Annotated in this window: 13 protein-coding genes and 1 pseudogene; 5 read left to right on the forward strand and 9 right to left on the reverse strand. The window is 66.0% G+C overall.

Annotated elements, in window-relative coordinates; all coding sequences use genetic code 11:
- Positions 1-16: 16 nt before the first annotated feature.
- The 3 genes from D0T12_RS01975 to D0T12_RS01985 all read right to left on the reverse strand — a co-directional run bounded on the left by D0T12_RS01975 (position 17) and on the right by D0T12_RS01985 (position 4,212).
- Complete coding sequence (locus D0T12_RS01975) at positions 17-493, reverse strand: peroxiredoxin family protein (protein WP_117397496.1); 477 nt, start codon at positions 491-493, stop codon at positions 17-19.
- A 14-nt stretch (positions 494-507) separates the two neighbouring features.
- Positions 508-1,056, reverse strand: coding sequence for an RNA polymerase sigma factor (locus D0T12_RS01980; RefSeq protein ID WP_117397497.1), 549 nt, complete (start codon positions 1,054-1,056; stop codon positions 508-510).
- Positions 1,057-1,125: 69 nt separating this feature from the next.
- Positions 1,126-4,212, reverse strand: a complete 3,087-nt coding sequence (locus D0T12_RS01985) for a BTAD domain-containing putative transcriptional regulator (RefSeq protein WP_117398001.1) — start codon at positions 4,210-4,212, stop codon at positions 1,126-1,128.
- 92 nt (positions 4,213-4,304) lie between these two features.
- Here D0T12_RS01985 and D0T12_RS01990 point away from each other — a divergent pair, with 92 nt between their 5' ends.
- On the forward strand, positions 4,305-5,306 hold the full coding sequence (locus D0T12_RS01990) for an NADP-dependent oxidoreductase (RefSeq protein ID WP_117397498.1): 1,002 nt from the start codon (positions 4,305-4,307) through the stop codon (positions 5,304-5,306).
- A 27-nt stretch (positions 5,307-5,333) separates the two neighbouring features.
- Here the strand turns inward: D0T12_RS01990 and D0T12_RS01995 are convergent, their stop codons facing one another.
- The 3 genes and pseudogenes from D0T12_RS01995 to D0T12_RS02000 form a co-directional block, all read right to left on the reverse strand.
- Positions 5,334-6,116, reverse strand: a complete 783-nt coding sequence (locus tag D0T12_RS01995; RefSeq protein ID WP_233525799.1) for a hypothetical protein — start codon at positions 6,114-6,116, stop codon at positions 5,334-5,336.
- A gap of 174 nt (positions 6,117-6,290) precedes the next feature.
- Positions 6,291-6,425, reverse strand: a pseudogene (locus D0T12_RS37275) (type II toxin-antitoxin system prevent-host-death family antitoxin); the annotation flags it as partial.
- Between the two features lie 307 nt (positions 6,426-6,732).
- Positions 6,733-7,518 (reverse strand): NUDIX hydrolase, encoded by a 786-nt coding sequence (locus D0T12_RS02000; protein ID WP_117397500.1) that lies wholly within the window; start codon positions 7,516-7,518, stop codon positions 6,733-6,735.
- 89 nt (positions 7,519-7,607) lie between these two features.
- Between D0T12_RS02000 and D0T12_RS02005 the strand changes: the two genes are divergently transcribed.
- From D0T12_RS02005 to D0T12_RS02015, 3 genes are all read left to right on the forward strand, one after another.
- The gene (locus D0T12_RS02005; protein WP_117397501.1) at positions 7,608-9,326 is read left to right on the forward strand and encodes a hypothetical protein; all 1,719 of its coding nucleotides are present in this window, start codon (positions 7,608-7,610) and stop codon (positions 9,324-9,326) included.
- Positions 9,327-9,351: 25 nt separating this feature from the next.
- On the forward strand, positions 9,352-10,245 hold the full coding sequence (locus D0T12_RS02010; protein WP_117397502.1) for a 5'-methylthioadenosine/S-adenosylhomocysteine nucleosidase family protein: 894 nt from the start codon (positions 9,352-9,354) through the stop codon (positions 10,243-10,245).
- Between the two features lie 106 nt (positions 10,246-10,351).
- Positions 10,352-10,909: a hypothetical protein gene (locus D0T12_RS02015; protein WP_233525800.1), complete on the forward strand. Its 558-nt coding sequence runs from the start codon at positions 10,352-10,354 to the stop codon at positions 10,907-10,909.
- A gap of 433 nt (positions 10,910-11,342) precedes the next feature.
- Here the strand turns inward: D0T12_RS02015 and D0T12_RS02025 are convergent, their stop codons facing one another.
- Together D0T12_RS02025 and D0T12_RS02030 are read right to left on the reverse strand one after the other, a co-directional pair.
- Entirely contained in the window at positions 11,343-11,924 is a 582-nt protein-coding gene (locus D0T12_RS02025; RefSeq protein ID WP_147339340.1) for a hypothetical protein, read from the reverse strand.
- Between the two features lie 698 nt (positions 11,925-12,622).
- Positions 12,623-13,252 carry a helix-turn-helix domain-containing protein gene (locus tag D0T12_RS02030; protein WP_117397506.1) on the reverse strand — a complete coding sequence of 210 codons (630 nt, stop codon included), beginning with the start codon at positions 13,250-13,252 and terminating at the stop codon, positions 12,623-12,625.
- Positions 13,253-13,378: 126 nt separating this feature from the next.
- Here D0T12_RS02030 and D0T12_RS02035 point away from each other — a divergent pair, with 126 nt between their 5' ends.
- Positions 13,379-13,843 (forward strand): Gfo/Idh/MocA family oxidoreductase, encoded by a 465-nt coding sequence (locus tag D0T12_RS02035; protein ID WP_158581369.1) that lies wholly within the window; start codon positions 13,379-13,381, stop codon positions 13,841-13,843.
- A gap of 89 nt (positions 13,844-13,932) precedes the next feature.
- On the opposite strand, the gene D0T12_RS37280 is transcribed toward D0T12_RS02035, so the two are convergent.
- Positions 13,933-14,190, reverse strand: a complete 258-nt coding sequence (locus D0T12_RS37280) for a helix-turn-helix domain-containing protein (protein ID WP_117397508.1) — start codon at positions 14,188-14,190, stop codon at positions 13,933-13,935.
- Between the last annotated feature and the right edge of the window lie 929 nt (positions 14,191-15,119).

Below are 15,119 nucleotides of genomic sequence, written 5' to 3' on the forward strand. Positions count from 1 at the left end.
GAATCCGGTCGTTCCATCAGGTGCCGGGAGCGTGGGCGCGGAGCCTCCGAATGGCCGCGTTGATCGCCTTCTTGTCGTAACCGCTGGTCGGCATCGTGGCGCCGTGAACGTGGCGCACGATGCCCTGGGAATCGATGAGCACGCTGCCGCTCTGTCGCATCGTCCCGAAGACCTTTCTGTGCAGACCGAACGTCTCGTGCGGGCTGCCCTCCCGGCCCACCAGCACGGGGAACGGGACCAGGCGCCTGGCCTTCCACGCGTCCGCCTTCGCACGCCCGTCAGGCGCCGCGATCAGCACCTGCACGCCGTTGGCCGCGAACTCGTCGCGGCTCCTGATGAGGTCTTGGACATGCCGGTTACAAACCGGGCACGACGTCGCCCGAAGGAAATAGATGAGTACGGCCCGCTCACCCTGAAAGTCGGAAAGGCGCACAACCCGTCCCTCAGTATCTTGCAGCGCTATCTCGGGCACGGGCGAACCGGCTTGAAGCATGGTGGAACTACCTTTCAGATTTGGGTGAGGCCGTTCGCGGCGGCCAGGCGAAGGCGGAGCCGCGTGCGGGCCCTGTGGAGGTGCGATTTCATCGCCGCGTTGCTCAGGTTGAGCGTCTGCGCGACCGTCCGTCCCGGATAGCCCAGCACGTCCCGCATGATCAGGACCCTGCGCTGCACGTCCGGCAACTCCTGGATCACCTGCGCGACGCGTTCGGCCTCCAGCCGCCGGACGACCTCGTCCTCGGCCGACGCCGTGACCCCGGCTTCGACGCCGTCGTGCCGTTCGACCAGGACCCGAGCGCGGCGGAGGCACTCGTTCCGGATGATGCGGAACATCCACGAGGCCAGCGCCCCCGTCGCGCGCAGCGAGCCGATCTTCCGGTAGAGGATGATCAGCGCCTCCTGCGCGGCGTCCTCGGCGTCCTGCGGCGACGCGCACAGATGCTCCGCGAACCGCCGCACATGCGGATGAGCGCCCTGGACGACCGCGGTGATCGACTCGTGATCACCCGCCTGCGCCGCCTCGATGAGCTGCGTGCTCACCCACGAACGGTCAGCCACGTCGTCTCCCTCCGGTGAGGCCGTCACCCATAAGAGGCCACCACGCCCCGAAAGGATTCACCGAAAGGGTCAACGCCTGGACGGCCCCGTCGCGGCGCGGATGGTGGCGGTGATCCGGTCGACGTCACCGCGTTCCGCCGGAGGCAGCGGTGCGCCCACCGACCGCCTGAGCGCGGCGGCCTCGTCGAGCAGGGACGCCGCTTCCCGGTGATCGCCCTCGGCGGCCGCGACCCCGGCCAGCCCTTCCCGGGCCAGGGCGATGGCGCGCGGATCGGCCGCCTGGCGGGCCGCGGCGAGTCCCTCCGCATGCAGTGACCTGGCCGTGTCGAGGTCGCCGCGCTGCTCGGCGACGAAGCCGAGTTCGGCCAGCAGCAGCGCCATCCCGTAGAAGGGCACGCCGTAGTCGGCCTCCAGGCGACGATTCCAGGCCAGCGACTGCCGGAAGAGCCGCTCGGCCGTGTCGAGATCACCGGCGCGGCGGGCCACGAGGCCGAGGCCGACCCGGGCGAACTCCTCCGCGAAGCCGTTGGACTGCTCGGCCGCGAGGCGCATCCCGCGACGGTGAAGTTCCCGGGAGCAATCCAGGTCGCCGGTCAGCAGAGCGATCCGGCCAAGGCTGGACAGCCGGTAGGACGCGTCCGTCCACAACCTCAGATCCTCGGCGACGGCCAGGCCCTCATTGTGCAGGAAGGCCGCCCGTTCGTAGTCACCGGTGATCTCGGCGAGGTAGCCGAGCATGTCGGACGCCTGGAGCCGTCCCCAGCCGTCGCCCAGGTCATCGAAAAGCGCCAGACTCTCCGTGCCGGACCGTTCGGCGAGCGCATGGTCGCCCTGGAGCATCGCCTGCCTGGCACGACTCGCCAGCGCCGCCGCCTCGCCCCAACGGTCGCCGGTCGCGCGGAACCCGGCCAGCGCGTCCGCCAGCAGGCCCCGCGCGGTGGGGGCGTCCCCGAAACTCAGATGGGCGAGCGCCAGGAACCACCTCGATCGGGCGTCACCGGGGTCCAGCGCTCGCGCCGCCGCGCGGCTCCGCTCCAGCAGGTCGGTGCCGTCGCCGGTCAACATCGCGAACCCGGCCTCCCACGCCGCCGTCCGCGGGCAGTCGGCCTCGGACGACGCCAGGGCCGCGGCGAAGGCGGCGCGACCCTCCCGATGACGACCGCGCAAATACCAGTACCAGGCCAGGGCATCGACCAGACGCAGCGCGGACGTGGCATCGGCCGGACGCTGCACGGGCGTAGCACCTGTGGTGTGCGCGAGGACGGCCCGCAGATTGGCCGCCTCGGCGTCCAGGCGTTCCAGCCACCGCCGCTGTTCCGGCCCGTGCAGATGGGGTTTGGCGCGTTCGGCCAACTCGACGTAGTAGCGATCACGCCGCCGGAACACGGGATCGTCGCCGGGAAGGCGTTCGAGGCAGTAGGCCGCGATCGTTTCCAGCAGCCGGTAACGCGGCCCCCTGGACGGTTCCACCAGCGACCTCGCCACCAGCTGATCCAGCAGGTCGGGCACGTCCAGTCCCGGACCGGCGCACACCGCTTCGGCGGCCTCCAACATGCAACCACCCGGGTGGACGGCCAGTCGCAGCAGAACCAGCCGCTGCTGCTCGGTGAGCTGGTCCCAGCTCCAGTCGATGACCGCGCGCAGGGTCTGTTGGCGGGCCGGACGTCCCCGACCAGAAACCGTGAGCAGATGGAAACGGTCGTCCAGCCGTTCTGCGACCCCACGAACGCCCAAGGTACGTACCCGGGCCGCGGCCAATTCCAGCGCCAGCGGCAACCCGTCGAGCCTCCGGCAGATCGCCGCTACCGAGGGCGCGCTCTCCTCGTCCAACACGAACCCGGGCGCGGCGGCAGCGGCACGCGCCACGAACAACCGCACAGAACCCGCTCCCCCTGGATCGCCGCCGGGCTCCGGTATTTCGAGCGGCGGTACGACGTACAGCGTCTCCCCGGGAATCGCCAAAGACTCGTGACTGGTCGCCAGTACCCGAAGGCCCGGGGCGGTGCGCAGCAGCAGACCCACCAGTTCGGCGACCGGTTCGATCAGATGCTCGCAGTTGTCGAGAACGAGCAGCATGCGTCGTCCGCGTAGCGCATCGGCGAGCCGGTGCGCCAGACCAGCCGGACGCGGACCGGTCGCCGTGTCATCGCGGACATCCAACTCCGCGGCCACCACCTCCGCCACCGTCCCACCCGACGTGCCCGCCAGTTCAACCAGCCACACACCGTCGGGAAAAGCGTCGCCGGGACGCTCCGCGACCGCCAGCGCGAGCCTGGTCTTGCCGACGCCACCGGGCCCGGTCAACGTGACAAGACGCCCCGCCTCAAGAAGCGCGCCGACCTCGGCCACGGCCTGGTCGCGGCCGATCAACCCGGTGAGGGGAGCGGGAAGGTTCGTGCGTGGCCGGTCAGGCGCAAGCGAGGCGTCCTGCCGCAGCATCGCCCGATGGAGGGCGACCAACTCCGGACTCGGGTCGAGACCGAGCTCGTCGGCCAGCCGGTGCCGCAGGTCGTCATAGGAGGCCAGCGCCTGCGCCTGCCGTCCCGACCGGTACAGCGCGCGCAGTTGAACGGCGCGCAGCCGCTCGCGCAGCGGGTGCTCGGCCACCGCCTCACCCAACTCGTCGGCCAGAACACGATGCTCACCCAGCTCCAGCCTGACCTCCGCCCACTCCTCCAGCGCGGTCAGACGCTGCTCCTCCAGACGCGTGACGGCGGCGCGGACGAACTCCTCGTCGCGAAATTCAACGCAGGCTGGACCGCGCCATAGTCTCAGCGCGTCCGACAACAGCCCGGCCTTCACCTGAAGATCCGTAGCGGCGCGGGACCGCTCGATCAGCGCCGCGAAACGGGCGGCATCAACATCAGGGGCGCGCAGGATGTAGCCCGGCGCCTCGAAGACCACCAACCCGCGGCCACCCGGCTCCGCCTGCTCCAGAACCCGGCGCAACTGCGACACCTTCGTCTGCAACGTGTTGACAGGGTTGCCCGGCGGGTCGTTCCCCCACAAATCCTCGGCAAGCCGATCGGCCGACACCGGCCGCCCGTCGTTGACCAGCAGATCGGTCAACAGCGCTCGGACCTTCACCTCGGGAATCCGGACGGGCCGACCGTCGTCCGTCCACACCGAAAGCGGGCCAAGCACACCGAATCGCACCAGGTCACGGTACCCGCAGCGAACCCCCAGCCGACCGTGCGCGGCCCCGACCAAGGTGGAGCCCATAAGAACCACCACCAAGGAGCAACACAATGACCGTGAACCGCGAGATCCACCTCCTCGCCCACCCGAAGGGCGAACCGCATCCCGCGATCTTCGAACTGGTCACCACCGCACTGCCCGAACCGGCCGAAGGCCAGATCCTGGTCCGCAACACCTGGATGTCGGTCGACCCCTACATGCGCGAACGGATGCACGTCGTCGACACCTACCTCCCACCACTCCAACTCGGTGAGGCACTGGACGGCCCGGCGATCGGCGAGGTCGTGGCGTCCCGCTCAGCGGACATCCCCGTGGGCGCGACCGTCGTGCACTGGCTGGGCTGGCGCGACTACGCCGTGGTCGACCCCACGGAGGCGACCGTCGTCGACCTAGACGTCGCCCCCGCCGAGCACTGGCTCGGCGTGCTCGGCACCACCGGGTTGACCGCCTACGCGGCCCTGACCCAGGTGGCCCCCGTCCGCGAAGGCGACATCGTCTTCGTCTCCACCGCCGCCGGAGCAGTAGGCACCATCGCCGGACAACTCGCCCGCAAGCTCGGCGCCTCCCGCGTCATCGGCTCGACGGGCGACGCCCGAAAGGCCAAGAAGCTCGTCGAGGACTTCGGCTACGACGCCGCGATCGACTACCGCGCCGCCCCCATCGCCGCCCAACTGGCCGAGGCTGCCCCCGACGGCATCGACGTCTACCTCGACAACGTCGGCGGCGACCACCTCACCGCGGCCATCGACGCCCTCCGCGACGGCGGCCGGATCGCGATGGTCGGCGCGATCAGCACCTACAACGCGACCGAACCCGTCCCCGGCCCGAGCAACCTGTTCCACCTGGCCCCCAAGGACGCCACCCTGCGCGGCATGTTGATCAACACCTACTTCCCGCTTTTCCCCGAATGGATCGACAAGGCGACCAACTGGCTGGCCGACGGCTCCCTGCACACCGAGGTGACCGTCGCCGAGGGCCTCGAAGCAGCACCCACCGCCTTCCTGGACCTGATGCGCGGCGGCAACATCGGCAAGATGCTGGTAAGGCTCTAACCCGCCGGTCGGTCGAGCCCTCGGTGTTCAACGCCGGGCCGGACGCGCACAGCGCACCCGACCGGACATGATCGCGTCTTGCGGCAGCGACAGGCCGAAGGCCCGTTCCAGCCCGGCGAAGAACAGCGCAATTCCGTCCACCCATTCCGTGCCTTCCTCCGCACCGCGAATATAGGTGTTGAGGAAGGCCAGCGGTGCATCCGGCTCGAACGGCTCTTCACCCGGGGTGTACCAGATGAGCTCGTACATCTCATGCTGCTTTTCAGTGCCGTCCTCGACCGGGGACCGGTTCTGGTACTCGCCGTCCTTGTAGTAGCTGAAGGAATAAATGGTCCTGGCCATGATGGCCATCAACGTGATCTCCTGCGCGGGAGGCGGATCAAGGACGCGCGAGAAGACGTAATCGGTGTTGTGGTGCCCCAGCCATGTCCATCCACCCTCTTCCCCGAAAGCCAGCACCTCGTAGACACCATCAGTGCCTTCGCGCTTATCGCACGCCCACACATGCTCCAGCGTCAGCCCGTCCCTAACGTCCTGAGCATCGGCCCCATAGGCCAGAACAACATCTTCGGCGGCCACACCCTTGATGAACTCGATCACCGTAAACGGCTCTTGATTTTTCCAACCGTCGGCGATCCACGCTATGCCATCACCGATCGGCGGCTGTCGGCCAAGAAACTCCTCAAACGCCGCCGCCTGCTCCGGACCCATGTTGTGATGGCCAATGCGCGCGTGCTCATCCTGATCCGGAGGCACGAGACTCCGGCGACCGATACGCGCACGTTCCTCCAGCCAGTCGACCTCATCCACGGACCGAAATTCGGCCACAACAACACGCCCCCGCGTAAACGTCCTCCGCACCCCATCGCTATGCACGTACCGAACATACGGACCTTGCCGCTCCGGACCGAGAGGATAGTCCCGCACCGCCTTCACCCGAGGCCGCCGATACCCCCCACGTTGCGCGTAATGCTCCAGCTCAGCCAACTCCGCCGCCGAAAGCAGCACCCCCACCGCCTCACCACCGTCGCTAACCCGCACCCGCTCCCCGGTCTCCTCAACCCGCCGGACGAGCCACCCAAACCCAACCGATAACTCACTAACCTCAACACTGATCACACCCCAAAACTACCGCCACCTACCCTCCACAGCAGCACCCGCGCTACGGCCTTCAAACCACAACCCCCGAAAAGTACCTCACGGCTTACTCGCTGCCATGGCACCGCAAGCCGAATCCCAACGCACCGACATTTGGTTTGCCGTCTCCCAGTTCGAGCGGCAACTCGAAGCTGACGGCGAGCGCACACACCCCTCGTCCGGCACCAAGACCGACGAATCTGGCCAGCGTTGGGACGTCGCCACGCCGCTTAAAGTGCCGTCTGAGCACGGAGCCTGCGCGGCTGCCAGGGGGCGAACTGCGCTGCCATCAGTCCGAGCCCGCCAACCCGGCGTTCTCTTGGGGGACAAGTGGCATCGTCCTGTCGGCCGCATTCCCTCCGGCGCTGGACAACTGGCTGGTACGCAACAAAGGCGGGGAGAGGGCTGCAGCGTTCCCGCGACGGTACAGCAGAGCAGGGCGGCCGATTTGGGGAACGTAGCGCTCCCCGGTGGGTTCGAGGAAACCTTCGGTTCGGGTGACCTTACGACGGAAATTACTGGGGTCGAGTTTGAAGCCCCACACGGCCTCGTAGATGTGGCGTAGGTCGCTAATGGTGAAGGGCTCGACACAGAAGGCGGCGGCGACAGTAGTGTGCTCCAGTTGGGATCGGGCACGCTCTAGCCCGTCACGGAGTATGCCTGCATGGTCGAATGCCAGTCGGCCGGCGAGTGCGTCCGACACCGGCGCCCAGGAGGCCGCTGCGGCGTCCGTGCCGCTGACCGGGACGGGCAGGTCAGGGCCGAGGGCGAGATAGGCAACGGTGATGACCCTGCCGCGTGGATCACGTCGCGGGTCACTATAGGCATGTAGCTGCTCCAGATGGAGCGTGCGCGCGTCCAGGCCTGTCTCCTCGTGGAGTTCTCGGAGCGCCGCCTCTTCCAAGGTCTCACCCTTGTCGATGTAGCCGCCGGGGAGGGCGGGGTAGCCGAGGTAGGGCTCGATCCCGCGATCGATCAACAGCACCTGAAGGTCGCCGTCGCGGACGGTGAAGATCACCAGGTCCACGGTCACGGTGACGATCGGCGGCTTCCACTCGGCGTCCTCGATGGTCATGGCTCCATAAAAGTCACCTTGACCCAAAGACGCAACTCACTTATGGTCAGTATGACTTTTACGTGGTCCGACCAGCTGGGGAGGCGCACATGGCCCAGACCCGAACCGAACCGGTGGAGCGACGGGACGACGACGCACTCCCGGAGGACGCCGCCACCCGCCACTTATGCATCGGCGTGTACCTGGACAGGGCCTTCCAACGGATGGTGCTCCGGCGCATCCACAACGAGCCGCTCCGGGTGGTCCCTCCGTCGTACGGCTTCGACCTGGTTCCTGTCATCACGCACGCATGGCGGGCGTGGATCATCGAAACCGCCCAGCGTATGGCTCTCTTGACGGCCCTCGCGGTGGTGCTCGCGGTACACCGGGCCGCCTTCGTGGCCGTCTTGGCCATCCTGGTGCTCTGGTTTATGACCAGGATGGTCCTCAAGCACGCTCCGGCGGCGATCGCCTTGCACGCCAAAGAGAAGGTGGACGCGTGGCTGCGCCGGTCCAGGTGGAAGAGCGAAGGGCTCAACCTCGAACATCAGAAGCGACTGACGTTGCTCTCCCTGGCGGGTTGCGTTGCCGCAGCGATGACACCGTCGTTGGTGGCCGGAGCCGCCGGCATGTCACCGGCGGAACTGTGGCGGCTGGCCGTAGTCCTTGTCTTAGGGCTCGCGGCGATCGTCGTGACGGGCGAGTTGTTCTTCCGAGCCGCGATCAACGATGCCCATCACGGTGACTTGGCGGAGCCGCGAAAATCGAGCCACAGGCAAGTGGTCATAGCCCGGCAGCAGCGCCACCCCTACGTGATCTATCGCAGACCCCCTTCGGTGCCCAAGGAGCAATCTGACGCCTTGAAGCAGGCTGGCCGGAGTCTCGACGACGAGGCCGTAAGCCAGTTCGTCGGCGCGGGCAAGCTAGTTCATCGATGGCTTCCCCCGGTCACCGTTCAACTCCTGCACACGGACGAGGACAAGAACAAACCGCTGGAGATGCGCGAGTGGGCCACGCCACCGTTCGCGACGCGAACTTTGATCCAGCGCCTGGCCAGGACGATGGAGATGCTCGCGGAAGCGGACGAGGCCACTCGGGTCCCGGGGCTCACCGTGAGAGATCGGCTCTACGTGGCCGAGGCGGATGTGCACCGCTGTCCCGCCTGGCTGTGGAGTTCTCCGAGCCAGGACGAGATAAATCGGATCATCGGCGACCCTCATGGCCTCGTGCATCATTTCCTGGAAGCCAGTGTCTCCATGCGTGGGGGCGAACTGGTGACGACGGTCTTCCTCCGGGTGACGGTCAAGGGCAGAACGCTGAGCCTTGACTTCGCCGCATGCGCGCTGACTCGGACACCGGATGCCTACCACTCACTCGGTGTTCACGGGCGGAGCGGCCCGGGTGCCGTCCTGCGAATTATCCTGCGCAAGCTACGTGACCTTCCCGTAGAAGTCGCCGACCTATGGCACCTCGTCGAGGTTCCTCCGCTCCTGTACGGAGCCCTACGCGCCCGTGCGGCCAGGGCGCCGCTACCGATATGCGGGGAGGTCAGCGTCCGGGAGGACAAGGCCATGCCGTGGGACAAGGCCGAACTGGACCGGCCCATGATCCATGACTACATCAAAATCATCCAAGAGCGACTGCTGGCGGCCACCGAGGACTTCTTGTCCGCACACAAGGTCGACACCTCGAACTTGCGCAGGCAGGCACAGCAGATTATCAACCAGGGCGTGCTGAACATGGGCCGCGGCTCGGTCGAGGTCAACCAATCGGCAATAGGCCCGGGCGCCCGATGGCACGACGAGCGCGAAATCCCAGGCGATTCGTAACCGCCTCGAAACCGAGGAGTTTGCAATGAACCAGAACATCACCAACAGCGGCATCCTCACCACAGGTGGACAGACCAACGTCGACCAGTCCGCCGTCGGTCCCGGTGCGCAGGTCACCTTCGGCCGCGCTGCTGAGTCCGCTGCCGACCGTCCCTCAGGTGTCGGTGTCATCACCGTGCTCAGCGAGGAGGCCAACGCCGTCCGAGAAGTACTCGGCCTGCGCCGCGTTCATAAGGGCGAACTCCCCTTCATGGAAGGAAACGTATTAGCAGCAGGCCGGAACATCGACATTGCCGCGATCCGCACGCTGAAAATGGGACCACGGTCGACCATGGCCACCTTCCAGCAACTTCGTGACCACTACTCACCCACGGTGATCGCCCTGACCGGCATCGGTGGCGGCATCCACCCCGACGCGGCGATCGGCGACGTCGTCATCACCAACCGCGTCATCTACTACGACCAGCGGCGAGAGACACCTCAAGGCCCGCGATACCGAGGCGAAGCACTGGAAGCACCCGCCGCCATCGGACGCGCCCTGAACTCCTACTTCGACGACCACGGTGAGCCCGCCGTCCTCGACGACGATGAGACGCGAAGCCAATACCGCGTCCACACAGGCCCGATTGGCTCAGGCGACGCGGTGATCACCGATTCCGATTCCCACATCATCCGCTATCTGACCGGCTTCAACGAACACACCCGCGCGATCGACATGGAAGGCGCCGGCCTGTCCGAGGCCTTCCACGAACAAACCGGCAGGACGGCAGTGCGAGGGTGGGTAATTGTCCGCGGAATCTCCGACGACGCCAGCGCGCACAGAAACTACGACCACCACCAACTCGCCGCACGACGAGCCGCGCAAGTGCTGAAGACACTCCTCCCTTACCTGCCGATCGACGATGACACTCACACCTGAACCACCAGCCATGGAATCCTTCGTGCTGGCCGTGGCGAGTTCCCTGTTCGTCGCAGGCCTCACCGTTCTCTGTGGCCGAGCGTCATCCATGTGCTTGCGTGCTTGGATGATCCTGCTGTCCCGATTCACCGGACTCGGTGTATGGCGGGTCGCACCCCGCCAACAACTCGCCGCCAGACAGATCAAAGCCGAACTGAGCCGCGCCAGGTGGGTGTGCGTGCTGACCGGCCGCGGTAACGAACTGACCCGCGACACCTTCGCCCCCCTCTGGGAGGACGCGGGCCAGCGGATCGAATCCGTCCAAGTCCTCCTACCGGACAGCGAGCTGGGGCCTTCCTCCTGGCTGAGCCGACGCGAGGAGGACGTGCGACGCATCGACCCCGGCTTCTCCCGCGGCCTGCTCGCAGAGCAAGTCCGCCTCAACGCCGCCTACATCCGCGAAATCGCCCACCACCGCCGCGCTATCGAGCTGAGGTTCTATGACCTGCCCCACCTCCACCGCCTCGTCATCACCGACCGGGCCGCCTACCTGACCATCTACTCACCCACCGAACACGGACGCAACTGCCCCACCCTCCTCGTACGCCGACCAGGATTGATGTACGACTACGCGCTCCAGCTTTTCCAAACCGCCTGGGCCTCCAGCCACCCCACCAACACCTGAGAGCCAGCGGTTATGGAACTCGCGCAGACATGACACTCTCCCATATCGACACATGCGCCAAAATGTAGGCCGATTGTCCATAACAAAGTTAACGTTAGAAGATCGTTGATCGGCGATAACTGGATCGCCCTCCAGTGTGTCAAAATGCATACACAGACGAAGCGCTCGGGCCTACACTGCTTTCACCGAGTAACACAGCGCGGAAAGGGGAATGATGGCGCGGCGACTGACCAAAGCAGAGAAGCGCAGTAACGCAATCTTGATCTGGTGGGCCGCGGTCATCGTCCTAGCGGTTTCGGCCTGGAAGTCCGACCGCCCTGAGCTGTGGATCCTGCCGCTGCTGACATGGGCTTACTATGAGTTGTGCGCGGTGCCCACACTCTGCGGCGTCGAGACGAGCAGGGGCTTTCCCTGATGTGCAGGGCGGATGACGTCAATCCTTGCGGAGGCGACGGGTAATCACCACGAGCGCGATAATGGCCACCAGGGCGACACCCACGCCGATGAGCCACGGTTTCCGACTAGGCGGGGTGTGCCCGGAGACGACCACGATCTCACTCCTTCCCGTCAGGGCGGTGATGTCGCGGGTCACGAGCATGAAGTCGTCGGACGCGAGCACGTCGTTCGTTTCTCGGAAGCCGTCCAGTCCACCGGTGTGCGCTTCCTTGTTGGAATCGACCAGCACCTTAGTTCCATCGGCCTTGTGCACCAGATAGAGCGAGATCAGTTCGAGCTTTTTATCGTCCCGCTTGACCAGAATCTTGCGTTCGTAGACCCTGCCGCTCGACCCCGCGATGGCGTGGGCTGCGTCCAAGCCCGGCAGCGGCTTATTGGTACCACCCTCCTTCCACGGCCGGGCACATCCGGACTTACTGCAAGGGCGCGGCGCCATCAGCCGTCCGATGACCTCTTCCGGCGACCCGATGCTGGCGAAAACGGCCACCCGAGTCTCGGAACTACCACTCTCGAACTCGTCGCCGACGACATCCGTCGACCGCAGGTACTCGGCGAACATGTCCCTAGTGGTAGGCGGCGTCGCACACGCGGCCAGCGGCAGCATAAGCGCACACACGGCGACCACACGCACCAAAGAGGCCCGCGCAACCCTGCTCAACACACCTGCGAAGCCCGGGCCACGCCCCGCCCCACCATCCGAACCGATCATGACTACGCCACCTCTCCCTCGCCCGGCGTCCACCGACGCGCGGACGAGGCCGCCACGTCCACGGCCGGCCCCGAACCTTGGGGATATCCGCCCTGCTCATGACCACTTCACGTGTATTATGGAACGATCGAAAGACCCTAAGCGAGAAGAATTTTGCCTGGCAAACGATCAAAACTCGGACAGTATCCCAGCCGATCCACACCGATTCAATCGGCACTCCACCGCGAGATGGCGAGTTTCGACCTGGCGAAAAAGCGCCACGGCCAGAGGCATCCAGCCATCGACTCGACTCCGCCGAACAACCGATCGATTAACGTCACGGTGCTCGACCCGTCGACGCCCCCTACGCCCATGGCGCTTCCGGCCGAGCCCCGAACGTGCCAAGGACGGCAGCTCCGAAATGGCTCTCCGGAACCCTTGAGCACGTTCAGGGTGATGGCGGTGACAGCGAAGAGCAGTGCAACGCCTCACGGTGGAGAAGGTCGCCCCCGCTCCGGCGTATGCGGTCCTGGATGTCGTCGGGTTGGCGTCTCGCCGAGACCGTTCGACTAGTCGCTGGTCCGCTCTGGGGAGGCGGTTAGTACGACCGTGGCCACGGCCGTACACAGCACTTCAATAAGCCGATTGCGATCCGAGTCGGAGACCCGCAGCGCAGGCGCACTGGTCGGCTCTCGCCAGGCGACGACGTCAGAATTGCAGTTGCTTCGTCCGGCACGGGGCCACTCGGGCTGGCCGAGGTGGCGGTCGACGCTGATGCGGATCAGGTAGCGGGTGACCGGTTCGGCGCCGCCGTTGAACAGCCGGCGCCGCTGCATCGGCCGGTACGTCATCTCGTCGTATTCCAGGCGGGCATGGTCCTCCTCCACGACCAAGCCCTCGACGTTGCCCGCACCGGCGCTGACGCCGATCGTTCTGGACGGTCCGTCGGCTCGCCACGCCTGCCACAGCGAGCCATCCGCGCTGAGCACGACGTCGGCCTTGCGGGCGAAGTCCTCACTGGCAGGGTGGCGTCCAGCCTCCACGTGACTGACGTAGGACGGGTCGAAACCCATCGCAGCCGCCAGCTTCTTCTTCGACATCGCCCGGTGTTCGCGCCACCGGGTCAGGACCGCCCCGAACGAGGGCGTCCCCTCTGCGGAGGCGGACTCTGGATCCTCGGCGGGTTGCTGGGCGCCCATGGCCCAATCATCCCTTCAATCCGGGCTGAGGAAATGAATGAACAGTGAATGAGGTCACGTCAGCGTAGCCTCACAGAACGTATCGAGAGTCTCCTTGCCCGTGACGACAATCTGAGGAGGCTCTCGATGACTCACTCGGCTCCCTCCGAATCGCCGACCGCGGACCGGAATCTGCGGTTCCTGCTCGTCGGTGCCGGACAGCGCACCGTCGAGGTGCTGCTGCCGGCGTTGCACCGGGCCATGCCGACCGCTCAGGTCGCAGCGATCTGCGACCCCGACCCCACCGTCGCAGCTCGAATCACTGCGCAGGAAGAAGCCGACCGATCGACCGAAGGCATACCGGTGTTCGTCGAGCTGGAACGAGCCCTTGCCGCAGGCCCGTACCAGGTAGCGATCCTGGCTTGTCCGCACGACCTGCACCAAGAGGCGGCGCTGCGGCTGACTGACGCGCACATCGCGGTATGGAAGGAGAAGCCCTACGCCCTCACCGTCCAGCACGCCGTCCAACTGGCGACCCGCAACGTGCGGGTGCTGGCGCACCGTCCACACGGACAACTGCTGCAGATCGCTACCGACCGGATGGCGGCATGAGGGCGGACGCGCGGTGTCCCCGACGGCCAGAGGCGAGACACGCCAGGACGACGCTGGCCTAGCAGCAGCGGAAGACTTCTCTAGGCTAATCACCGACCCACCACTCCTCGCACCGCCTCCGGCCAGCGAACGACACAACCCCATCCACTTCCCCCGCCGCACGAACCTCCCGGAGGCACGAGCGTGGAACCCATGACCCATCCGGGGTCGGTGGCCCGGGCGAACCGGCGGACAGTGTTGCGGCTCACCTGCAACTCAGCGGTGATCTGTTTGATGGTGCGTCCCTGGTCCAGTAGGGCTTGGATGGCGGTGTGTCGCTGCCGGGTGCGGACAGCGACCCGGTCGATTCTGCCCTCGGGGGACTGGGACGTCCGCTGGCCGGGCGGCGCGTCGCATCACCGACGAAGCGTGTCCCTAACCGCGCCGCGTAGGCGGCTGGCGAGGAGCGCTGCCGACCGACTGCCGCGGCGCATCCTGGGCGCCTGAATGCCGGCGCCCTGGTTGCCCGCGACAGCCTCACTCGCCGGACCGCAGCCTGCGACACCGTTCAAGGGTGTGCCTCGTTCGCCGACGTCCTCCACCCACCACCAGGTGCCGGGCGTCGATCTATACACCGTCCAGCGAAGATCAAGTCACCCTGGTCTCGCGACAGTTGGCGAGACCCGGGTGTCAACTATTGTCAGTCATCCGCCTCTAAATTATCGTGCTCGGTGTAGGGAAGCCCGCAGAACTGGCACTGCACGGTCTCTGGACACCAGGCATGTTCATCGATCCGACAACGCTTCACCGGCTCTGAACTTGACTCTGGGTCCTCAGGTGGGTGAAATGTCAACGCGACACTCCTTGGCGTGACTTAGACGAGGTCAGGGCCTGGGGGCGTTTCGCATGGTCGGCGAGAGGGGGCAACCTCTCGCCGACCGTCAATCTAGCGAAAGCAGTGTGAGGTGACTCGGCAGGCTCTGTTCGCCTCGTAGAGAAATAGAGCCGATGCCGGGTAAGCCGTTCTAGTGGCAATCTGCGAACGGTGATCGTGGCAACTACGAATGCTCTCCAGTGACACGCTCCTGAACTTGGAATTTGTTTCAAATTTAGTGGGCTCCCCGGACCGTCGGCAAGGTTGCCGAACCGCTGTCAGATGTGCCGGGTCGGCGATTTGGTCACTGCGGGTAAGTTTGGTTGAAAGCTCGCGAGTTGGTTGACACGGCCTAGAAATGTCGATAGCTTAGCTCGCAATATCATTGGGCTTCTTGTTGCCCAAAATTCGGCGCCGCATCCG

It is taken from the genome of Actinomadura spongiicola, from assembly GCF_003432485.1.
Lineage (GTDB): Bacteria > Actinomycetota > Actinomycetes > Streptosporangiales > Streptosporangiaceae > Spirillospora > Spirillospora spongiicola.